This is a genomic window from Siccirubricoccus sp. G192, from assembly GCF_019084075.1.
GTDB lineage: Bacteria > Pseudomonadota > Alphaproteobacteria > Acetobacterales > Acetobacteraceae > G192.
The window spans coordinates 1,235,771-1,257,087 of record NZ_JAHREN010000001.1 but is presented as its reverse complement, the minus strand read 5'-3'; the positions used below and the strand labels follow the sequence as shown (position 1 = coordinate 1,257,087).

19 protein-coding genes and 2 pseudogenes are annotated in these 21,317 nt (G+C 68.1%); 9 read left to right on the top strand and 12 right to left on the bottom strand.

Going from position 1 to position 21,317, the window contains the following annotated elements; translation table 11 throughout:
- Positions 1–30: 30 nt before the first annotated feature.
- Complete coding sequence (locus tag KSF81_RS06050) at positions 31–894, bottom strand: oxaloacetate decarboxylase (protein WP_217378206.1); 864 nt, start codon at positions 892–894, stop codon at positions 31–33.
- Positions 895–1,119: 225 nt separating this feature from the next.
- Between KSF81_RS06050 and KSF81_RS06045 the strand changes: the two genes are divergently transcribed.
- Positions 1,120–1,323, top strand: coding sequence for a dodecin family protein (locus KSF81_RS06045; RefSeq protein ID WP_217378205.1), 204 nt, complete (start codon positions 1,120–1,122; stop codon positions 1,321–1,323).
- Positions 1,324–1,427: 104 nt separating this feature from the next.
- Here the strand turns inward: KSF81_RS06045 and KSF81_RS06040 are convergent, their stop codons facing one another.
- A complete protein-coding gene (locus KSF81_RS06040; RefSeq protein ID WP_217378204.1) occupies positions 1,428–1,871 on the bottom strand; it encodes a PaaI family thioesterase in 444 nt (147 codons plus the stop codon).
- Positions 1,872–2,198: 327 nt separating this feature from the next.
- Here KSF81_RS06040 and KSF81_RS06035 point away from each other — a divergent pair, with 327 nt between their 5' ends.
- From KSF81_RS06035 to KSF81_RS06025, 3 genes are read left to right on the top strand one after another with little or no spacing between them, the layout of a single operon-like run.
- Entirely contained in the window at positions 2,199–3,068 is an 870-nt protein-coding gene (locus tag KSF81_RS06035; protein ID WP_217378203.1) for a xanthine dehydrogenase family protein subunit M, read from the top strand.
- A gap of 4 nt (positions 3,069–3,072) precedes the next feature.
- On the top strand, positions 3,073–3,555 hold the full coding sequence (locus KSF81_RS06030) for a (2Fe-2S)-binding protein (RefSeq protein WP_254453380.1): 483 nt from the start codon (positions 3,073–3,075) through the stop codon (positions 3,553–3,555).
- On the top strand, positions 3,552–5,795 hold the full coding sequence (locus KSF81_RS06025) for a xanthine dehydrogenase family protein molybdopterin-binding subunit (protein WP_217378202.1): 2,244 nt from the start codon (positions 3,552–3,554) through the stop codon (positions 5,793–5,795). The genes KSF81_RS06030 and KSF81_RS06025 overlap by 4 nt, the downstream gene beginning before the upstream one ends.
- 86 nt (positions 5,796–5,881) lie before the next feature.
- Here the strand turns inward: KSF81_RS06025 and KSF81_RS06020 are convergent, their stop codons facing one another.
- The 3 genes from KSF81_RS06020 to KSF81_RS06010 all read right to left on the bottom strand — a co-directional run bounded on the left by KSF81_RS06020 (position 5,882) and on the right by KSF81_RS06010 (position 9,424).
- Positions 5,882–7,486 (bottom strand): GMC family oxidoreductase, encoded by a 1,605-nt coding sequence (locus tag KSF81_RS06020; RefSeq protein WP_217378201.1) that lies wholly within the window; start codon positions 7,484–7,486, stop codon positions 5,882–5,884.
- Between the two features lie 101 nt (positions 7,487–7,587).
- The gene (locus KSF81_RS06015) at positions 7,588–8,544 is read right to left on the bottom strand and encodes a tripartite tricarboxylate transporter substrate binding protein (RefSeq protein WP_217378200.1); all 957 of its coding nucleotides are present in this window, start codon (positions 8,542–8,544) and stop codon (positions 7,588–7,590) included.
- A gap of 121 nt (positions 8,545–8,665) precedes the next feature.
- Positions 8,666–9,424 (bottom strand): SDR family NAD(P)-dependent oxidoreductase, encoded by a 759-nt coding sequence (locus KSF81_RS06010; RefSeq protein ID WP_217378199.1) that lies wholly within the window; start codon positions 9,422–9,424, stop codon positions 8,666–8,668.
- A gap of 269 nt (positions 9,425–9,693) precedes the next feature.
- On the opposite strand from KSF81_RS06010, the pseudogene KSF81_RS06005 reads away from it, so the two are divergent.
- Positions 9,694–9,903: pseudogene (locus KSF81_RS06005) on the top strand (IS3 family transposase); the annotation flags it as partial.
- Positions 9,904–10,147: 244 nt separating this feature from the next.
- On the top strand, positions 10,148–11,623 hold the full coding sequence (locus KSF81_RS06000) for a YdiU family protein (protein WP_217378198.1): 1,476 nt from the start codon (positions 10,148–10,150) through the stop codon (positions 11,621–11,623).
- Positions 11,624–11,752: 129 nt separating this feature from the next.
- Here the strand turns inward: KSF81_RS06000 and KSF81_RS05995 are convergent, their stop codons facing one another.
- From KSF81_RS05995 to KSF81_RS05970, 6 genes are all read right to left on the bottom strand, one after another.
- Positions 11,753–12,112: a response regulator gene (locus KSF81_RS05995; RefSeq protein ID WP_217378197.1), complete on the bottom strand. Its 360-nt coding sequence runs from the start codon at positions 12,110–12,112 to the stop codon at positions 11,753–11,755.
- Positions 12,113–12,580: 468 nt separating this feature from the next.
- On the bottom strand, positions 12,581–12,919 hold the full coding sequence (locus tag KSF81_RS05990; protein ID WP_217378196.1) for a glutathione S-transferase N-terminal domain-containing protein: 339 nt from the start codon (positions 12,917–12,919) through the stop codon (positions 12,581–12,583).
- Positions 12,920–12,989: 70 nt separating this feature from the next.
- Positions 12,990–13,433, bottom strand: a complete 444-nt coding sequence (locus KSF81_RS05985) for an SRPBCC family protein (RefSeq protein ID WP_217378195.1) — start codon at positions 13,431–13,433, stop codon at positions 12,990–12,992.
- A 123-nt stretch (positions 13,434–13,556) separates the two neighbouring features.
- Complete coding sequence (locus KSF81_RS31915) at positions 13,557–13,886, bottom strand: VOC family protein (RefSeq protein ID WP_217378194.1); 330 nt, start codon at positions 13,884–13,886, stop codon at positions 13,557–13,559.
- Between the two features lie 57 nt (positions 13,887–13,943).
- Positions 13,944–14,723, bottom strand: a complete 780-nt coding sequence (locus KSF81_RS05975) for a VOC family protein (protein WP_217378193.1) — start codon at positions 14,721–14,723, stop codon at positions 13,944–13,946.
- 47 nt (positions 14,724–14,770) lie between these two features.
- Positions 14,771–15,424 (bottom strand): glutathione S-transferase family protein, encoded by a 654-nt coding sequence (locus tag KSF81_RS05970; RefSeq protein ID WP_217378192.1) that lies wholly within the window; start codon positions 15,422–15,424, stop codon positions 14,771–14,773.
- 101 nt (positions 15,425–15,525) lie between these two features.
- Between KSF81_RS05970 and KSF81_RS05965 the strand changes: the two genes are divergently transcribed.
- The 3 genes and pseudogenes from KSF81_RS05965 to KSF81_RS05955 all read left to right on the top strand — a co-directional run.
- Complete coding sequence (locus KSF81_RS05965; protein ID WP_217378191.1) at positions 15,526–15,966, top strand: MarR family winged helix-turn-helix transcriptional regulator; 441 nt, start codon at positions 15,526–15,528, stop codon at positions 15,964–15,966.
- Positions 15,967–16,322: 356 nt separating this feature from the next.
- A complete protein-coding gene (locus KSF81_RS05960; protein ID WP_217378190.1) occupies positions 16,323–19,208 on the top strand; it encodes a molybdopterin oxidoreductase family protein in 2,886 nt (961 codons plus the stop codon).
- 10 nt (positions 19,209–19,218) lie between these two features.
- Positions 19,219–20,023, top strand: a pseudogene (locus KSF81_RS05955) (transposase); the annotation flags it as partial.
- A 270-nt stretch (positions 20,024–20,293) separates the two neighbouring features.
- On the opposite strand, the gene KSF81_RS05950 reads toward KSF81_RS05955, so the two are convergent.
- Complete coding sequence (locus tag KSF81_RS05950) at positions 20,294–21,259, bottom strand: tripartite tricarboxylate transporter substrate binding protein (protein WP_217378188.1); 966 nt, start codon at positions 21,257–21,259, stop codon at positions 20,294–20,296.
- Between the last annotated feature and the right edge of the window lie 58 nt (positions 21,260–21,317).

Genomic DNA, 21,317 nt, shown 5'->3' with positions numbered 1-21,317 from the left:
TCCCGATCAGCATCGCCCCGTTCCGGAATGTCAGCCCGGAATCATGAAGCGCTGCGCCCGGGCATCGTAATCCACATAGCCCAATGTCGAGCGAAGTTCCGCCGGCGGCAGCGCGCTTGCCGCCTCCGCCTCACCGGCGGCCAGCGCCGCCAAGCCGGCCTTCATCCCGGCTGCCGCGGGCGAGAGCATGCCCGTCGGATAGGTGCCGATCTTGAAGCCCAGTGCGGCGGCCTGGCTGCGCGACGGTGTCGCCCGTGGTGCCCCGGGGGAGAGCACGGCGAAGGACGGCCGCCCGCCGGCGGCGGCGACAGCGCGGCGGATTTCCCCGTCATCCGCGGGAGAGTCCAGGAAGAGGATGTCGGCACCCTCCTGCACGAACATCTCGATCCGCGCCACAGCCTCATCGATGCCCTGGGTCGGCCGGCAATCCGTGCGCGCCAGGACCAGGATGCCGGATTCCTTCGCCGCCTCCACGGCCGCGCGGAGCTTCATCCGCGCTTCCTCGCGCGGCAGGCAGGGCTTGCCGGCCGCGGTCAGGGCGCGGGGGGTGATCTTGTCCTCGATCAATATGGCGGCGGCGCCGGCACGGCCATAGGCACGCACCGTGCGCTGCACGTTCATGGCATTGCCGTAGCCATGGTCGCCATCGGCGAGCACCAATGTCTCCGGCGCCGCGCCATGCACCATGTTGAAGGAGTCGAACATCTCTCCGAAGGAGATCAGGTCGAGATCCGGCCCGCCCAGTCGGCTTGCCGCGACGCAGGACCCGGAGAGGAATGCCGTCCTGAAGCCGGCGCCGGCCGCCAGCCTGGCGCTGAGGCCATCCCATACGGCCGGCATCACGACGAAGCCGGGTTCGGCCAACAGGGCACGCAGGCGGTCGGGCGGGGTCATGGAGGCTCCTCGGCATTGTTTCTCGCCTGCGATGGTAGGGCCATTCCTCCTTCCGACCAAGCGAGCGGGGCCGAGGGCGCCGGTACGCCGGCGGGACCAGGGCGGAGCCGCCGCAACACGCATTCGTGCGGCTCCGAAGGAAGGCTCACGGGCGTAGGGCGGACCGACCTATGCTTCCGGCGCCGGCCAAGCCAGCCCGAGCCGGCGCTTCGAAGGGAGGCAGACATGGCAGTAGCAAGCGTATCGAAAGTCACCGCGGCCTCGTCCGAGAGCTTCGACGCCGCCGTGCGTGAGGGCCTCGAGCGCGCCAGCAAGACATTGCGCGGAATCACCGGGCTGCACGTCGTCGAACAGAAGGCGAGCGTCAGCAATGGCAAGATCTCCGAATACCGCGTCACGATGGAGGTCACGTTCCTCCTCGAGGATTGACGGAGATGCATGCGGGTGCCGGTCGGGGATCATGAAAAGGGCACCTCCGGGACGGCATGCAACGAAGGCGGCGCACCGTCCCGGACCAGCGATGGCGGGGGAAATCAGGTCCTCGGTCCCAGCACCGCCATCACGGCGCTGACCCGCGCCACGCGCTTGCCATCGGCCAGCATCACGCCCTCGGTGAAGCACAGGTTGCGGCCGAGGCGCGAGACCTCGGCACGCACCTCCAGCCAGCACCCCTCCTTGGCCGGGGCGACATAATCCACGGTCAGGGTGACAGTGGTCAGGTGGTGCCGCGGCCGGCCCTCCCGCTCGCGCATCACTGAAACCGCATGGATCAGGCCGAGATCGGCCAGGGTGGCGACGAAACCGCCATGCGCGGCACCGGCGGAATTGCAGTGGCGGTGCTGCAGCCGCAGGCCGAGCGTGACCTGCGATTCCTCCGGCTTCGACCAGAAAGGGCCGAGTTCCTTCGCATAGGGTCCGCCATGGGTGGCGGGCACGAAGCCTTCGGGCACCGCCTCCGGATGGGTCGGATGCGCCATGACATTGTCTCCCTCGCTGCCAGGCACCGGCGCGAGGCCATGGTCAGGCGCCGCGCAGAATGGCGGGCAGTCCGAAGCCGGGCAAGCCGGTACGCGCTGCCGGGGCCGATCACCAGCATCCGGCATTCCTGGCCGCGGCAATGCTGCATCATCCAGCACCCGAGGCGAGACCCGGGTGCATCAACCGCGCAGGGCCGCCGGCCGTTACGAAGGGGCTGTTCTGGTCCTTCCCGCCAGCGTAGCCTCGCCGCACCTTGCGCCTGACCAGGGGCAGCACCCCGAGCCAACGGGGTGCATCGGGGACCGGAAACGAGCACGGAAGCGACCATGACGGATATCCGATACCTAGCGCCGCGGACGCTCGATGAAGCGGTTGGCGCATTCGCCGCGGCCAGGGGCGCTGCCCGCATCCTCGCGGGTGGCACCGATCTGCTGGTGCAGATGCGTGCCGGCGCGGTGCGCCCGGGGCTGATCGTCGACATCAAGAGAATCGCCGAGATGACCAGCATCGAGGAAACCGCCGATGGCGGCTTCCGCATCGGCGCCGCCGTCTCCGGCGCGGTGCTGGGCGAGCACCCGAGGTTCGGCCAGGTCTGGCCGGGCGTCCTGGAGGCGGTGAACCTGATCGGCTCGACCCAGGTGCAGGGCCGCGCCTCGCCGGGCGGCAACCTGTGCAATGCCTCGCCGGCCGGGGACAGCGTGCCGGCCATGATCGCGGCCGACGCCGTCGTCACGGTGCAGGGCCCGGACGGGCGGCGCCAGATGCCGGTGGCCGCGGTGCCGGCCGGGCCGGGCCGCACCAACCTGGCGCCCGGCGAGATCCTCGTCAGCTTCACCCTGCCGCCACGGCCGCGGGGTGCGGGCGATGCCTATCTGCGCATGATCCCGCGCACCGAGATGGACATCGCCGTCGTCGGCTGCGGCGTCAACCTGACGCTCAGGGATGGCACCTGCACCGCCGCCCGGGTCGGGCTGGGCGCCGTGGCGCCGACCGTGCTGCTGGTCGGGGAAGCCGGGAAGGCACTGGTCGGCAGCCGGCTCGATGCCGCGGCGATCGAGGCCGCCGCCGCCGCCTGCCGCGCCGCCTGCCGTCCGATCGACGACAAGCGCGGCACCATCGCCTATCGCACCAGGATCGCCGGCGTGCTGCTGAAGCGCACCGTCGGCATCGCCGCCGACCGCGCCGGGAGGGCCTGAGGCCATGGCCAAGCTGCATGTTTCCACCACCATCAACGGCGAGCCGACGGAGTTCCTCTGCGAGCCGAGCCAGAGCATGCTCGATGTGCTGCGCGGCCCGCTCGGCCTGACCGGCAGCAAGGAGGGCTGCGGCTCCGGCGATTGCGGCGCCTGCACCATCACGCTGGACGGGCGGCTGGTCTGCTCCTGCCTGGTGCTGGCGGCCGAGGCCCAGGATCGCGAGATCCGCACCATCGAGGGCATGGCCGAGGGCGACCGGCTGCACCCGCTGCAACAGAAATTCCTTGAGATGGCGGCGCTGCAATGCGGCATCTGCACCCCAGGCGTGCTGATGGCGGCCAGGACGCTCCTGGAGCAGAACCCGGACCCGACCGAGACCGAGGCGCGTTTCTGGCTCGCCGGCAACCTGTGCCGGTGCACGGGCTACGACAAGATCATCCGCGCAGTGCTGGACACGGCTGCGGAGATGAGGGAGGCAGCGCGATGAACGTCCAGGCCAACAAGTGGATCGGCCAGCGCACCATCCGGCCGGATGGCGCGGACAAGGTCACGGGCCGGGCCGCCTATGCCGCCGACACCACGATGCCCGGGATGATCTGGGGCAAGATCCTGCGCAGCCCCCATCCCCATGCCTGCATCAGGTCGATCGACACGTCGAAGGCGGAAGCGCTGCCGGGGGTGAAGGCCGTCATGACGGCCAGGGACCTCGTGGACTTCCCGATCGACAAGTCGGTGATGCTGGGCATCCAGGACATGCGCTGGATGTGCCGCAACGTCATGGCGCGCGAGAAGGCCCTGTTCGCGGGCCATCCGGTTGCGGCCGTCGCCGCGACCTCGGAAGCCATCGCGTCGGAAGCCCTCAAGCTGATCGAGGTCGAGTACGAGGTGCTGCCCTGGGTCATCGACGTCGAAGAGGCGATGAAGCCCGACGCGCCGATCCTGCACGATCACATCCAGTTCGAGGGCAAGCCGTCCAACATCGCCGGCAAGCTCGAACACAAGCTGGGGGATGTCGAGGCCGGCTTCGCCGCGGCCGAGGTGGTCGTCGAGCGCAGCTTCAGGACCAAGCCCGTCCACCAGGGCTATATCGAGCCGCATGCCTGCCTGGTCAGCGTCCTGCCCGATGGCAAGACCACGATCTGGAGCTCGAGCCAGGGGCAGTTCATGGTGCGCGCCATGTGCGCCCACCTGACGGGCCTGCCGCAGAACGACATCCGCGCCATCCAGGCGGAGATCGGCGGCGGCTTCGGTGGCAAGACCATCATCTACCTGGAGCCGGTGGCGCTGGTGCTGGCGAGGAAGTCGGGCCGCCCGGTCAAGATGGCAATGACGCGCGAGGAGGTGTTCCGCGCCTCGGGGCCCACATCGGGCTCCTACAGCACGGTCAGGATCGGCGCGACCAGGGATGGCAGGATCCTTGCCGCGAAGGGGACCTTCTACCTGCAGGCGGGCGCCTTGCCGGGCTCGCCGATCCGCGGCGCGGCCGGTTGCGCCTTCGCGCCCTATGATATTCCGAACGTGCATTCCCTCGGCTTCGACGTCGTCTCCAACCGCTCGAAGGTTGCCGCATACCGCGCGCCAGGGGCGCCGATCGGGGCCTATGCGGTCGAGTGCGTGCTGGACGAACTGGCCGAAGCCCTGAAGATGGATCCGCTCCAGCTCCGGCTGAAGAATGCGGCCAGGCAGGGGACGAAGGCGGCCCATGGCCCGACCTACCCGCGGATCGGGTTCGAGGAGACGATCCAGGCGGCGCTCGAACATCCGCACTACAGGGCGCCGCTCGGTCCCAACCAGGGGCGCGGCGTCGCCAGCGGCTTCTGGTTCAATGCCGGCGGCGAGTCCAGCGCCCAGGTCAACATCACCGAGGACGGCAATGTGGTGGTGACCACCGGCCATCCGGATATCGGCGGCTCGCGCGCCTCGACCGCCAATATCACGGCCGAGCTGCTGGGCATCGACTACCGCAAGGTCTCGGTCCTGATCGGCGATACGAGCACGATCGGCTTCAGCAACCTGACCGGCGGCAGCCGCGTCACCTATGCCTCCGCCATGGTGGTCACGCAATCGACGGAGAAGGTGATCAGGACGCTCTGCGAGCGGGCCGCGAAGATCTGGAAGATCGATCCGGATGCCGTCGTCTGGGAGGATGGCGAGGCACGCCCCGCCGGCGACAATGCCGGCCAGTTCCCGCCGCTGACGCTGGCGCAGATCGCCGCCCGGGCCAGCGAGACGGGCGGCCCGATCGGCGCCGGCGTGCAGCTCAACACCACTGGCGCCGAGGGTGGATTCGCGACGCATATCTGCGACGTCGAGGTCGACCCCGAGCTCGGGACCGTGCGGGTCCTGCGCTACACTTCCTTCCAGGACGTCGGCCGGGCGATCCACCCGAGCTATGTCGAGGGCCAGATGCAGGGCGGCGTCGCGCAGGGCATCGGCTGGGCGCTCAGCGAGGAATATATCTACGACAAGCAGGGCCGGGTGGATAACCCGAGCTTCCTCGACTACCGGATGCCCGTCTGCTCCGACCTGCCGATGCTCGATACGGTCATCATCGAGGTGCCGAACCCGAAGCATCCGCAGGGTGTCCGCGGCGTCGGCGAGGTGCCGCTCGTGCCGCCGCTCGCGGCGGTTGCGAATGCCATCCACGACGCCCTGGGCCATCGCTTCTACAGCCTGCCCATGTCGCCGCCGAAGGTGCTGGCGGTGCTGGAGCCCGCGGATGCGTAGGGCAAGCCTGAACTCCGACTGACGGAGACGGCGGCCCGGCCACTTCGGCAGCCGGGCCTGCCGCATCCGCGGCGGTGCCCCCGCTTTCAGGCGGCGGCATGCCGCAGCACAATGTCCGCCGCCTTTTCGCCGATCATGATCGAGGGTGCGTTGGTATTGCCCGACGTCAGTGTCGGCATGATCGAGGCATCGGCGACCCGCAGCCCGGCGATCCCATGCACCCGGAGCTGCGCGTCGACGACTGCCATGGGATCGGAGCCCATCTTGCAGGTCCCGACCGGGTGGTAGGTCGTCTCCGCCGCCCGCCTGACCCAGTCCAGTATCTCGTCCTGCCCGGCCAGGGAGGCGCCGGGCGCGATCTCCGTCACCTGCAAGGCGGCCATAGCGGGTGCGTTCATGATGGCGCGGGCGATGCCGACCGCGCGCATGGTCAGCTCCGCGTCGATCGGTGACGACAGGAAATTGAAGGTGATCGCGGGCGGCCTGCGCGGATCGGCCGACACGACATGGATGTGCCCCTTGCTCTCCGGCCGCATCGGGTGCGCGTAGCACGTCATGCCGGACTGGCGGGAGAGCTTCGGGCCTTTCGGGCCTGGCTCGGTCAGCATCGGCACCCAGCCCAGCAGCACATCCGGCGCATCGAGGCCCTCGCGGGAGCGGACGAAGGCGCGAATCGGGGCCGCCACCATGGCGAGCATGCCCTTGCCAAAAAGCGCATAGCGCAGCGCCTGCTGCATCAGGCCGAGGCCGCGGCCCCTGTCGTTGAAGGTGAGCCCTTTCGTGCCGATGGCCCAGCGGGTTCGGGGTGCATAATGGTCGCGCAGGTTCTCGCCGACACCCGGCAGGGCATGGCGCACCTCGATGCCCGAATTCCGCAGGCGCTCGGGCTGGCCGATACCCGACAACTCCAGCAACTGAGGGGAGTTGATCGATCCGGCGCTGACCACGACTTCGCGGCCGGCGCGGGCCTCACGCAGGTTGCCGCCCACGGAATACCGCACCCCCGCGCAGCGTTTGCCTTCGAGCAGGAGAGCCTCGGTCAGGGCGCCGGTCTCGATATGCAGGTTCTGGCGCTTGCGGATCGGGTCCAGATAGCAGCGGGCGGTACTCATCCGGCGGCGGGACGCTATCGTCGCCTGGCTCATGGCGATGCCGTCCTGGCTGGCGCCGTTGTAGTCGGGGTTATGCGCGATCCCAACCTGGCCCGCCGCCTCGATCAGCGCAGCGTAGAGCGGGTCGCGCGGTTCCGGGTTGGTGATGCGGAGCGGGCCTTCCCGGCCGCGGAAGGCATCATCGCCGTCGCCTTCGTAGCTTTCCATGCGCTTGAAGAAGGGCAGGACGTCCTCGTAGCTCCAGCCCTGGTTCCCCATCTGCGCCCAGGTATCGAAATCCTGCGCCTGGCCGCGCACGAAGGCCAGGCCGTTGATCGCGCTGGAGCCGCCGAGCATCCGGCCGCGCGGCACCGGGATCCTGCGGCCGTTCGTATTGGCCTCGGGCTCCGAGACATAGCACCAGTTGGCCGCAGGGTTGTGCAGAAGCTTTGCGTAGCCGATCGGGATGCTGGACCAGGGATGGCTGGCGGGACCGGCTTCCAGGAGCAATACCCTGTTGCGCGGTTCCGCCGAAAGCCGATTCGCAACGGCCGCGCCAGCGGAACCCGCGCCGACAACGATGTAGTCGTAGGTCTGCATGCTGCTTGAGCCCCTGCGGGTTCGGCATTGGTGAATGACCGCCGGGCGATGCCACGGCACGGAGGCGCGTGGCCATCGCCCCTGATGGGCGGAGATGATGCCTAGCTCGGTTGCAGATTGAGGAGGCGGATGATGCGCCCCCAATTCTCCACCTCGGTGGCCATGAAGCCCTTCAGGGCTTCCGGCGGCAGGGAGCGGATATCCAGCCCCTGCTGGGCGAGTTGCTGGCGCAACCCGGGCTCCGCCATGACCTCGGTCAGGGCGGCGTTGATCCTCTCGACCACCGGCTGGGGCACGCCCGCGGCGGCTCCCAGCATGAACCAGACCGAGAGATTGTAGCCCGGCAGCGTCTCCGACATCGCCGGGATGTCGGGCGCCAGGGGCGAGCGGTCCGCCGTGGTGACCGCCAGCGCCCGCACCCGGCCCTCCCGCGCCTGGACCAGCGCCTCGCCCAGGTCGGCGATGGTGTAGGAGATGCGGCCGGCGGCGCAGTCATTGGTCGCTTCCGGCTGGCCGCGATAGGCGACATCAAGCGCCTCGATCCCCGCCATCCTGGCCATGAGCGAACCGGCGACATGCCGGCTGGGCGCACCATGGGCGAAGGAGAGCTGGCCCGGCCGGGCCCTGGCATAGGCAAAGAGTTCTGCCGCGCTATGGACCGGCAGGCGAGGATCGCAGATCAGCAGATAGGGCGCATCCGCCACCAGCCCTATCGGCACCAGGTCGCGCAGCGGGTGGTAGGGCAGGTCCTTCATCATGTGCGGCGCGCTGGCGCCGGTGGAGACGCCGATCATCAGCAGCGTGTGTCCATCCGCCGGGGCGCCCATCGCCGCGCGGATGCCGATGACGCCCTGGCCGCCGCTGCGGTTGTCCACGACGATCGGCTGGCCCAGCCTTTGTGCAAGCCCTGGCGTGTAGAGGCGGGTGAGGATGTCGGTCTGGGTGCCGGCAGGGAAGGTCACGATGATGCGGATCGGCCGGTCCGGCCAGGCGGCGAGGGAGGCGGGCGCAGCCAGGAGCAGAGGTGCGGCCAACAGGCCACGACGGCCGAGATGCATGGCGTTTCTCCCGTGTTCTTGCTCGCATTGAGGCGCATGCGGCCGGACCGGGCAAGCTACAATGGCATCGTTACCTGAACGGGGCCGGAGGGCAGCCGGCCAGCCCGCGTGGTGGCCGGCATCAATGGCTGAACCGCCGTGTTCCGCCATCCACATGGATGACCTGGCCAGTGATGTAGCGCGCCACCGGCGATGCCAGGAAGACCGCCAGCACCGCCAGGTCCTCGGGCTGGCCGATATAGCCCACCGGGACCTCCTTCTCCGCCCAGGCACGACGGCTTTCCTCGGTCGGCATGACCCGCAGGTCGATTTGTTCGGAATGGATGCGGCCGGGCGGGATGGAGTTCACCGTGATGCCATCCCGGCCGAGCTGCCGGGACAGCGCCTTGGCCCAGATATGGGTGGCGCCATTCGGCGCATTGGCCGGGTTCACATTATGCGGCTCGTCCTGGCCGGTCAGGTTGATGATGCGGCCAAACCCCTCCGCCTGCATGGCCGGGACCAGCGCATGGGTGATTCGGCGGGCGGCATGGAAGTTGAGGTCCATGGCTTCCTGCCAGACCGCGTCCTCGCCGAGTTCACCGGGCGGCTGCGGGCGGCTGCCGCCGGCATTGTTCACCAGGACGTCACAGCGCCCGAAGCGGCCCAGCACGGCATCGCGGATGCGGATGGCAGAGGTTGGGTCGGTGATATCCTCGACCAGGATCAGTGGCTCGGCGGAGGCCGGCAATGTGGCCGCCAGGGTTTCCAGCAGCGGGCGGCGGCGGGCGAGGATGGCAAGGCGGCAGCCCTCGGCGGCCAGCATGGCAGCGATGGTGCGGCCGAGGCCGGCGGAAGCGCCGGTGACGAGCGCGATCTTGCCGGTGAGTTGCAGGTCCATGGTACCTCCGCCGGACGTCGATGCTGCAGGGTAATCCATTGGGCAGCGGAGGGAAGGCACGGAACTGAGGTGGTCCCTGGATCTCGGACAGATGGCTAAGCTCGGTCCGCCTGAAGGCGGGGCCGGGATGGCGGGGAAGCGGATGTGGTATTCGGCCGTTCAGCGGGCTTTTCGGGAAAGCAGCGTCGCTCCGGATCCTGCCTCGATCCAGGACCGGCGCACTACGAAACGATGCCTTGGTCGATACACGGAACGGCTCCTCGAGGCGGCTCGCGGAGGCCGTCATCGGCCTGCTCAAGACCGAGGTGATCCGACACCGCGGCCCGTGGCGCTCTCTGGAAGCGGTCGAGTACGCCACCCTGGAGTGGGTGGACTGCTACAACACCCGCCGCCTCCTCGAGCCGATCGGCAACATCCCACCCGCCGAGGCCGAGGCGCGCTACTATGCCCAGTTCGAGCCAGCCGCCATGGCGGCCTGACTCAAGCTCACCGGCCTCCGGCGGAGCCGGGGCGGTTCACTTTTTGCAACCATTCCACGGCGGCCTCTAAGCCTTGCGTCGCAGTCGGTGCAGTCCGATTTCAGGGCCATGCCCATATCCCCAATCCCGGACAGAACACCGGCCGGCGAGCCTGGCCGGCCAGGACGGCCCGTCCTCCCGGTACGCTCGGGCCCGCCAGGAACGAGAGCAAAACACGGCGCAGACCGCCCTGGGACCTGATCGCATGCCTATCCACTTTCCCTTCGATAACACCTATGCACGCCTGCCGGAGCGCTTCTACGCGCGGCTTGATCCGACACCAGTGACCACGCCGCGGCTGGTGCAGGTGAATGCCGGACTGTCCCACCTCCTCGGGCTTGATCCGGAGGAGCTGGCCAGTCCCGAGGGCGTCGAGGTGCTCTCCGGCAACCGGGTGCCCGAGGGCGCGGCGCCGATCGCACTTGCCTATGCCGGGCACCAGTTCGGACAGTTCGTGCCGCAGCTCGGCGATGGTCGTGCCATCCTGCTCGGCGAGGTGGTGGGGCGGGATGGCCTGCGGCGCGACATCCAGCTCAAGGGCTCCGGAAAGACGCCCTTTTCCCGCCGTGGCGACGGCCGTGCCGCGCTGGGCCCGGTGCTGCGCGAGTACATCGTGAGCGAGGCCATGGCGGCGCTGGGCATATCGACGACCCGGGCGCTGGCCGCGGTAACGACCGGAGAGGCGGTGAGGCGCGAGACAGCGCTGCCCGGCGCCGTACTGACCCGCATCGCCGCCAGTCACATCCGTGTGGGCACCTTTCAGTATTTCGCCGCGCGGGGCGATGCGGAGGCGGTGCGGCTGCTGGCGGACTACGCCATCGCCCGCCACTACCCCGAGGCCGCGGTGGCGGCGAACCCCTACTACGCGCTGCTTGAGGCGGTGGCAGCGCGCCAGGCGGAGCTGGTGGCGCGCTGGCTGCTCATCGGCTTCATCCATGGCGTGATGAACACCGACAATACCTCCATCGCCGGCGAAACCATCGATTACGGGCCCTGCGCCTTCATGGACGCCTTCGACCCGGCCGTGGTGTTCAGCTCCATCGACAGTTTCGGCCGCTATGCCTATGGCAACCAGCCGCATATCGCGCATTGGAACCTCGCGCGCCTGGCCGAAACGCTGCTGCCGCTGCTGGCCGAGGATGAGGAGCAGGCCCTGGCCTTGGCGCAGGAGGCGCTCGCGGGTTTCGGCCCGCGCTTCAGGGCGGCCTGGCTCGGTGGGCTGCGGCGCAAGATCGGCCTCGCCACGGAGCGGGAGGGCGATGCCGCGCTGACCCAGGATCTGCTGCATGTCATGGCGGAGAACGGCGCCGACTTCACCCTCACCTTCCGCCGCCTGTGCGATGCGGCGGGGCTCGACGGCGATTCCACCCTTCGCCCTCTGTTCCGGGACCCTGGCGCCTACGATGCCTGGGCTGTGGGATGGCGGCAACGGCTGGCCGAGGAGCCCGGAGACCCGGAAGTGCGCCAGGCCGCCATGCGGGCGGTGAACCCGGCCTTCATTCCGCGCAACCACCTTGTGGAGGCCGCGCTCAGGGCCGCCATCGAGCGCGAGGATTTCGGCCCCTTCGAGGAACTGCTTGCGGTCCTGTCGCAGCCCTTCGAGGACAGGCCCGGCTTCGAGCGCTACGCCATGCCGCCCCAGCCGGAGGAGCGCGTGCTGCAGACCTTCTGCGGCACCTGAGGCGCATAGACGCGCACCTTCACCGGCAGCATCAATCTACCAGGCGGTCTGACCCGCGCCTTGTGCAGGGTGGGGCACGAGGCGGTCGGCTTGCGCAGACGAAAGCGATCGGCAGAACCGCGGAGAGCATCATGGCTCTACCTGGTCGTGGGGGCCGGCCTTTCGTATGGCTGCCGCGAGGTCGTCCGGGGCAAAGGGCTTCTGCAGGAACCGCTCGTGCCGCTGCAGGGCCTTTCGCCCGGGATCAGGTGTCGTGCCGCTGATCAGGATCACCTCGACCTCGGGGTGGCGCGCCCTGGCGATCTCGGCAAGATCGAACCCATTCAAGCCGGGCCCGAGATCGATATCGGTCACCAGGACGTCGGGGACCTGGCCAGCCGCCAGCAGGATCAGCGCGTCCTCCGCATTCGCCAGCCCCGCCACCTCGATGTCTTCGCCAATGAGCGTCTCCGATAGTGTGGTGCGCACCAACTCATCGTCTTCGATCAAGAGCACCCTCATGGCCAACCCCACTGCCAAGCATGCGGCCTGAAAAGCAGCGCGCCTGCAGAAGTTCGCAGTAGGACGGATGGACTGCTCTCGTGCCGTAGCGGGCATTGAGCTCGCTGGACAATCCGATCGCGTTGAACCCGGAACGGCCCCTTCAACCGGCCAGAGTCTTGCCGGTGAAAACCGCCAATTGAGCGTCGAAAGCACGCTTGAAGGCGGGCCGCGCTTTGCCGCGAGCGACGTAGCCGGAGAGGTTGAGGTATTCGTCCAGCATAGCTGCCTCCTGCAACCTGCAGCAGCACCTCATTCATCATGAGGTCACCGGCGCTGAACGCGCAATCGAGCCAGTCGGCATCGCCAAAACGATCGGAAAGTTCACCTAGCCGGACACGGACGCGACCTTCCACACCACGAAGGCGCTGCTCGTACCAGGTCTCGTCGCATTCCAAATAGGCGGCCATTTCTCGATCAAAGATCGGCAGCTCCATCGTGTTGAACGCGGCGAACATCCATGTGATGGCGCGCGCGGGCATTCGCACCGTCTGGTAGAATTCCGGCATGGCGCTCCGCGATATGGGGCACGATCGCCCCAGACTCGAAAGGGGCAAGATCACCCTCTTCATAGGTCGGGATCTGCCCGAAAGAATGAAGCGTGAGATGCGCGGGTTCCTTCATCTCACCGAAGGAAAGGAGGCAAGTGTCGTAAGGCCGGCCCACTTCTTCGAACGCCCAGCGAATACGCATGTCACGCGCCAGACCCTTGCCGCCATCAGGCGGCCGTTCAAAGACGGTGATGGTGGGGATCATCGGAAGACTCCGGGTGGTTGCGCGGCGTCATCGCAGGTCACAAAGTTGATTCCGAAGAATTTCCTACACTTTACTGGTTGATTTCAGGCACCACGAGCTTTTCCAGTTTGTGCAATGAATCCTGCCATCCGAGATAGCAGGCTTCGGGAGGGATCACGTCGGGAATACCCTTTTGCTCGATGTTCACTTCCGTGCCGACGGAGACGGCCTTCAAAGTTACCGTGACCTTCATTTCGCCCGGCAAATTGGGGTCGTCGAACTTGTCCGTGTAGACAAGGCGCTCGCCCGGAACGAGTTCTTGATAAGTGCCGCCAAAGGAATGGCTGCCGCCCGTGGTGAAGTTGCGGAATGACATTCTGTGAGTGCCACCCACCTTCGCTTCCAACTCGTGGACGGTGCAGAGAAAACCGAACGGGGGAAGCCAGCTCGCCACCGCGTCAGGTTCAAGAAATGCCCGATAGAGTTTCTCGGGCTTGGCGGCAATGACACGGTGCAGACGAACAGTACCTGGCATGATTTTATCCTTTTGATATGGTTTACTTATGGATGTCGTTTTTCTACGGTTCGAACAATAGCTTCAGATACCAGATAAAGTGATAGACACTATCGGCTGTGATCTCGGGCCCAGCCTTCGAACCTACGCTTCTTCGCAGCCGGGTTGGGTCCGTGAGGACCTGGGTGAGCTGGCGCGGTACAATCGGCCAGGAAAGCTCTCACCGGTCCTTGCGCCAGATGCATCGGCCCTCGCTGTCGCCGTTCTGTAGCGGTCCGTCTCCGCCGGTTCAGTGGCATGCACCCTGAGCGACACCGTTTCCGTGCAGGCAAAGCGTGGACCGCCAATAAGGGCGAGGAACTGCGCGCCGAGGAAGGTGAATTCGACGGCGAGTCCGGCGCCTTTCCGATTAGCCGGGTAGTCGGAAGATGCGCCGGACGACCGCGACCGAGGAGTTCGGGAAGGTTGCCGCATAGAAGCGCACCGCCTTTTTGGCCGCGCCGCCATTTCAGAGGCCGGGGATAAGGCGGGTCATGCCTCCGCCCCTCCGCGTCGTGGGCCGACGAAGCCGAAGCGGGCGCCGAAGGGATCCTCCGCAACCACGGCATAATCGCCGCCGGGGATCTGGTTGGGTCCGTGCAGCACCCGTCCGCCAGCGCCGGTGAGGCGCCCGATGACGCCGTCGACCTCGGGAACAAGGACATAGAAGCGCCATCCAGGGGTTTCGCCGGGCGGCACGTTCATGGTGGCGCCCAGGCAGGCCGGCCCGGCATGGAGAAACTTGTAGTCGCCGAGCGGGCCCATCGGCATCGCGCCCTCATACCGCCAGCCGAAGAGCGGGCCGTAGAAGCGCATCGCCGCGTCCTGGTCGATGGCGATGAGCTCGTTCCACACCACATGGCCCGGTGACGCGTCGGTGGGCCCCTGGAAGCTGGTCGACGGCGCCTCGCTGGTCCCGCGCATGACATAGAAGGGCGCGCCCTGCGGGTCGCTGACCATGGCCATTCGTCCGACGCCTTCCAGCGTGGTCGGCGGCATGTGGACCTGGCCGCCTGCCGCCTGCACGGCGGATACCGTGGTGTCCACGCCGAAATAGCCGAACCAGCCGGGCCGCATCGGGGCCCCTTGCGGGAGCGTCATCAGGCCGCCGACCGCGGCGCCACCCGATGTCGAGAGGATGCGATAGTCAATCCCCGGCATGCCGCTGCTCTTCACCTGCCAGCCGGCCACCTCGGCGTAGAAGGCCCCTGCCCGGTCGACATCCTGGGCGAGGTACTCGTACCAGATTGGCGTGCCATGCGGGTTCGACACCGTGTTCTCTCCTTGGTCCGTGGATGGGTCTGCGTTCGGTGCCGCCGTCAAGCGGCGACGGTCTGCTCGAACACGGCGAGATGGTCGGCCATGGCCTTGCGGTGGGCGGGCCGTGCTTCGCCGCGCGCGACATAGGCGGCGAGGCCGGGGAAGCGTTCCAGGATGCCGGTACCGCGCAGCCCACCGAGCACCGACACCATCATGAGGTCGCCGACGGTGAAGGTGTTTCCTTCCAGCCAGGAACGGTCGCCGAGATGGACCTGGAGGTCGCGCAGCCGGGTTTCGATGTAGCCGATCACCAACGGCCGGCGTTCGGCCGACCAAGAACGGTCAGCCTCGAATACCTCGTTGATGGCGAATTCCATCACCGCAGGTTCCACCGTGTTCAGGGCGGCGATCAGCCACTGGATCGCCTTTAGCCGCTCGCGCGGGTCGCTCGGGATCAGTTGTCCCGCGCGGTCGGCGATGCGCAGCACGATCGCGCCGGACTCGAATATCTCGATTTCCTCGTCCCGGTAGTGCGGCACCTGTCCGAAAGGCTGGAAGCGGCGGTGCTCGGCCGTCTTGGCGTCGCGGATCAGGTCAACCTCGTAGGGTTGGCCGACCTCCTCGAAGGCCCAGCGCGGGCGGAGGTCGCGCACGAATCCGCGGGCGAATGCGGGCACCCAGGCGAAGGTGGTGAGACGCGGCAAAGCGGTCATCAAAGCATCCTTCCCGGTTCGTCAAAGGCATTGGTCACGCCGGCCCGCGTCGGGTCGGAGCTGTCCTTGACTTGGAAGGTTGATATCAACATATACGAAGCATGTCAAAGGCGGTTCCCTTCGAAACCACACTGGAGGTGCGTGACTGCTGTCTGTGCCTGCACGCGCAGCGGGCCGCGCGGGCCCTGGCGCGACGCTTCGACGAGGCGCTGCGGCCGGTCGGGCTGACCAACCAGCAATTCTCGTTGCTGATGGCGCTGAACCAGCCGGAGCCGCCCAGCATGGCGCCGGTGGCGCGACTGCTCGCCATGGACCGCACCACCCTAACCGCTGCGGTGAAGCCACTCGAAAAGCGTGGCCTGATCGGCGTGGAATCGGCCCCGAAGGACCGGCGTAGCCGCCGGTTGCGACTGACTGAGGCCGGACATGCTGTCCTGTTAAGCGCCCTCCCGATCTGGAGGCGGGCTCACGCCGATATCGAGGCCGCAATGCCGCGGTTCAACATGGAAGAACTCAGGGCGTCACTGCTGGCGCTTGCCTGATGTTTCCGGTGGTTCGTCAGGGCCACGGGGCCAGAGGAAACCCGGCTGTGGCTGATCTGGCTACAATTGGCGGTCAAACCGGACCATAGACGAACGTCAGGTCGTGGGCAGACCCCGTGCGCCTTCGATGATCGACGCGGGCGCGAAGCAGCATTGGCCCCATCGGCCCCCCCTTATGTGCAGCCGCAGCTTTCGCGCTCCCCGCCATGGGGGCGGGCGGCGCTGCCGTGCCGCGGTTCGCGGTTTTCTGAACGCTGCCTGGTCCGGCCGCTGGAACAATCCCCTGCTGCCCCCCGTTTCGACCACCTGCGGGCGCGGGGACCGCCGGCCTGCACCAGGGCAAAGGAGCCGGCGGCATGGGCGTCTCCCGCGACAGCATCACCGACATTTGGGGTCCGCGTACGCCCTATCACGGTGAAGGCCAATGGCCGGTACGGGTGGATGAGCGCACGCAGGCGGAACCGGAGCGCTGGGTGCAGTCGGCCTGCGTACTTTGCTCCAATGGCTGCGGGCTGGACATCGGGGTGACAGACGGCCGCATCGTCGGGGTGCGCGGCCGGGCGGTGGACGCCACCAACCGCGGCCGTCTCGGCCCCAAGGGCCTGCATGGCTGGGAAGCCAACCATAGCCCGGACCGGCTGACCCGCCCGCTGATCCGCGAGGGCGGGCGGATGCGCGAGGCCGGTTGGGACGAGGCGATGGAGCTGCTGGTCCGCCGCTCGAAGGAGATCCGAGACCGCTACACCAGCGGCGCCATCGGCTTCTACACCTCGGGCCAACTGATGCTGGAGGAGTATTACACCCTCGCTGTCATCGGGAAGGCGGGCCTCGGCACCTCGCACATGGACGGCAATACCCGGCTCTGCACCGCCACCGCCGCGGCGGCGCTGAAGGAGACCTTCGGCGCGGACGGCCAGCCGGGCAGCTACTACGACATCGACGTGACCGACTGCATCCTGATGGTCGGCCACAACATGGCGGCGACCGATACGGTGCTCTGGAGCCGCGTGCTGGATCGCCGGCGCGGGCCGAACCCGCCGAAGCTGGTGGTGGTGGACCCACGCCGCACGGTGGTGGCCGCCGAGGCCGATGTCTGGCTCGCCCCGCGCGTCGGCACCAATGTCGCGCTGCTGAACGGCCTGCTGCACCTGCTGATCGCCGGCGGCCACATGGACCGGGAATTCCTGGCGCGGCATACCCTCGGCTTCGATCGGCTGGCGGCCACCGTCGCCGACTACCCGCCGGAGCGGGTCGAGGCGATCACCGGCGTGCCGGCGGCGGCGCTGCGGCAGGCGGCGCGGGTCATCGGGGCGGCGCCGACCCTGCTCTCCACTTGCCTGCAGGGAGTGTACCAGAGCCACCAGGCCACGGCAGCGGCCTGCCAGGTGAACAACATCAACCTGGTCCGCGGCCTGATCGGCCGGCCCGGTTGCGGCATCCTGCAGATGAACGGGCAGCCGACGTCACAGAACACACGCGAATGCGGCGCCGACGGTGACCTGCCCGGCTTCCGCAACTGGGACAACCCGACGCATGTCGCCGAGCTGGCGCGGCTATGGAATGTCGAGCTGCACACCATCCCGCACTGGGCGCCGCCGACCCATGCGATGGAGATCTTCCATCATGCGGAAACCGGCTCGCTCCGCATGCTGTGGAGCCAGGCGACCAACCCGGCCGTCTCGCTTCCGGCGCTCGGGCGCATCCGCGCCATCCTGGAACGCCCGGACCTCTTCGTGGTGGTGCAGGACGCCTTCATGACCGAGACGGCGCGGCTGGCCGACCTGGTGCTGCCGACGGCGATCTGGGGCGAGAAGACCGGCACCTTCACCAATGTGGACCGCACCGTGCATCTCAGCCTGAAGGCGGTGGAGCCACCGGGCGAGGCGCGGGCGGATTTCGACATCTTCCTCGACTATGCCCGCCGCATGGAGTTCCGCGACAAGGACGGCGCGCCGCTGGTCAAGTGGCAAACGCCGGAGGAATGCTTCGAGGCCTGGAAGGAGTGCACCCGCGGCCGGCCCTGCGACTATACCGGCCTCAGTTATGCGAAGCTCACCGGTGGCTCGGGCATTCCCTGGCCCTGCAACGAGCGGCACCCCGAGGGCAGCCCACGCCTCTACACCGACCACGTCTTCCCGACCGACCCGGAGTTCTGTGAGGAACACGGGCACGATCTGCAGACCGGCGGCGTCATCACCGCCACTGAATACCGGGCGCTGAACCCGGCCGGGCGCGCCTTCCTCAAGCCCACCCACCATATGCCTCTGCCGGAGGCGCCCGACGCCGAATACCCCTTCCTGCTGACCACCGGCCGCCTGGCGCACCACTTCCACACCCGCACCAAGACCGGCCGCGCGGAGGCGCTCCGCGCGGCGGCGCCGGACGCCTATGTGGAGATCTCGGGCGAGGACGCGGCGCGGCTCGACGTGCAGGACGGCGACATGCTGCGCCTCACCTCCCGCCGCGGCGTCCTGGAGGCGCCGGTGCGGATCGCCGACATCCATGCCGGGCACCTCTTCGTGCCCTTCCACTACGGCTATTGGGACGAGCCGGACCGTGCCCGGGCAGCGAACGAGCTGACCATCTTCGCCTGGGACCCGGTGAGCAAGCAGCCCTACTTCAAGTTGGCGGCGGTGCGGCTGGAGAAGCGCGCCGCGCCGGGCACCGTCCAGCCCGAGGACATGGCGGCCACGCGCAACCACCAGGGCGTGCTGCAGGCAGTGGGCAACGCGGCGCAGGCGGCGCTCAAGGCAGTGGAGTCTGCCGTCGCGCCGCCGCGCGCCCATGTGGCCGACTATCTCGGCCTGCTGCTGGCCAGCGAGGAGATGCTGGCCGATGCCTTCGACCAGGTGAAGGCGAACCACCCGAAGGTGCCGGATGTCGAGCGCGAGTGCACGGTCTTCGCCGAGTGGTCGCGGCAGGCGGCACGGGATTTGCGCTCCTTCCAGGACCGCTACGGCACGCAGCAGGAAGGCGAGCCGCGCCGGCTGGAACGGGTGCTGGTGCGCCGCCATGCCACCTCCACCGGCTTCAACCTGCTACGCGACCTGCACGACCTCTATCTGCTGGCGAACGAGGGCCACATCTCCATCACCATCCTACACCAGGCCGCCATGGCGCTGCGTGACGATGCCTTCGAGCGGCAGCTTGAGGCCATGCGGGAGCGCAATGGCCGTCAGCGACGCTGGCTGGAGACGCGGCTGCAGCAGGCGGCGCCGCAGGCACTGGTGGTGCCGAGCTGAGGGCAACCGGCCGGTGCGGCGCCCCGACCTTGGCGGGGCGCACCCCGTGCCACGACACCGTCTTGATCTCGCGTTGCAAGAAGAAGTTCAGCAGCGTGCGCAGCGCGGCAATCGCCGCCAGTCGCCTTTTGCGGCGAGGAGCACCGGAAGGTCTTGGCCAGGCTGCGCCACGCGGGCGTCCGCACCTCCAGGCGCCGGGCACTGCGGCTGATGCGCGAGCACGACCTGCTGGCCCGGCGCGGATCGACTCACCGCGCGGGCCTCGCAATCACGACGGCACCATCATACCCGAGGCGGTGGACACCATGTGGGGGACCGACCTGACCACGACCGTCACCGGCGAGGGCCAGGTCGCGGTGTTCGTCGCCATCGACCATTGCTCGGCCGAGTGCGTCGGCCGCCACGCCGCTTTCCGCGCCAACCGCTTCGAGGCCCTGGGGCCGATCCGCCAGGCCGGGCGCCGCCACTTCGGCGGCTTCGCCAAGGGGATCGCGGCAGGCCTCGCCGTCCGCCACGACCACGCATCGCAGTATATGGCCGACGACTTCCAGAAGGAGCTGCGCTTCCGCGGTATCGAGCGCGCGCCTGCCTTCGTCCGCGCGCCGGAAGGCAACGGCTGCGCCGAGCGCTTCACCCGCACCCTTAAGGAGAGCCTGCTCTGGATCCAGACCTTCGATACCGTCGAAGATCTCCGCCAGGCACTGCTCAAATCCCGCGAAGCCTACAATGCCACTTGGCTGATCGAGCGGCACGGGTTCAGGCCGCCCAACGCCGTCCGCCAGGAACAGCTTTCAACCACGGCCGCCGCCGCATAGGCTCGAGGCCGGTGTCTCACCAATCGCGGGCGGTACAGCGATCTGCTGGTCGGTGAACTGGGACCTCTTCATGGCCCATCTCCTCAGTCAGCGCTTCAGAGCCTGGCCGAGAATTTTCCCACTTTCGCCGGTCCGGGATTCCGGGGGCAGGTCAAGGTCACAGGTCAGCGGCCGCCCGCTGCGAGGCGCAGGTGAGATTTGTCGGGGAGGTGTGCCTGTGGCGCGGAATGATTGCGCTGCATGTTGGTGCACCAATGCCGAGTAGCCCCCTCAGCCCGGCAACATGCCCAGACGACGCAGGTTCTCGCGCTCGATGTCGTGTTGCCGACGGCTGGCGGCATCGTAGTCCGCGGTGTTCAGGTACAGCAGCGGCATGTTGAAGCGGGCCATCACCTCGCGCGTGGCGGGGTCGAACAGCGCTTCCTTCATCGCATCGTGCAGTTTCCCCACGATGGCAGGGTCCATTCCGCGCGGCCCCGCCAGGCCGTAGGGCGAGTTCACCACCAGGTCGATGCCGGCCTGCTGCAGGGTGGGCGCGTCGGGGAAGCGCGGCATGCGCTCCGAGCTCCAGACCGCCAGCAGGCGGAACTGGCCATCCTGCACAAGCTGGGCCCAACCGCTGGCATCGGCCACCACGTCGATCTGCCGGCTCAGCAGGCCGGTATAAAGCTCGCCGCCGCCGCGATAGGGCACGTGGGTCATCTCGATCCCCTGCCGCTGCTGGATGTCCACCATCACCATGTTCTGCACCGAGGCCGGCCCGAAGGTGCCGTAGGTGAGCTTGCCGGGATTGGCGCGGGCATCGGCGAAGAGTTGCTGCAATGTCTGCCAAGGGCTGTCGGCCCGCACCACGATACCATGCGCCGAGCCACTGAGCTGGATGATGTAGGTGAAATCGGTCAGCGGGTTGTAGGTGGGCCGTTCGCTGCTCAGCGCGGCGCGGAACACCCCGGTATGGCTCTGCCCGATGGTATAGCCATCCGGCTTGGCATCCTTCATCGCCACCGCGGCCAGCGAGGCATTGGCGCCCGGCCTGTTCTCCGGCACCACCTGCTGGCCCAGCCGCTTGCCGGCCTGTTCGGCGATGGTGCGCAGGAACACGTCTGCCGAGGCGCCGGGCGGCCAGGGGATCAGCAGGCGGATCGGGTGAGCCGGGAAGCTGCCCTGCGCCAGGGCGGGCGCGGCCAGCAGGGCGCCGGCAAGCGTGGCACGACGGGTGACAACTGGCTGGCGCATACTGATTTTCCTCCCCGGGGTCTTGCGGCATGCTCCGCACCGGGGTTGGCGGGAGTCA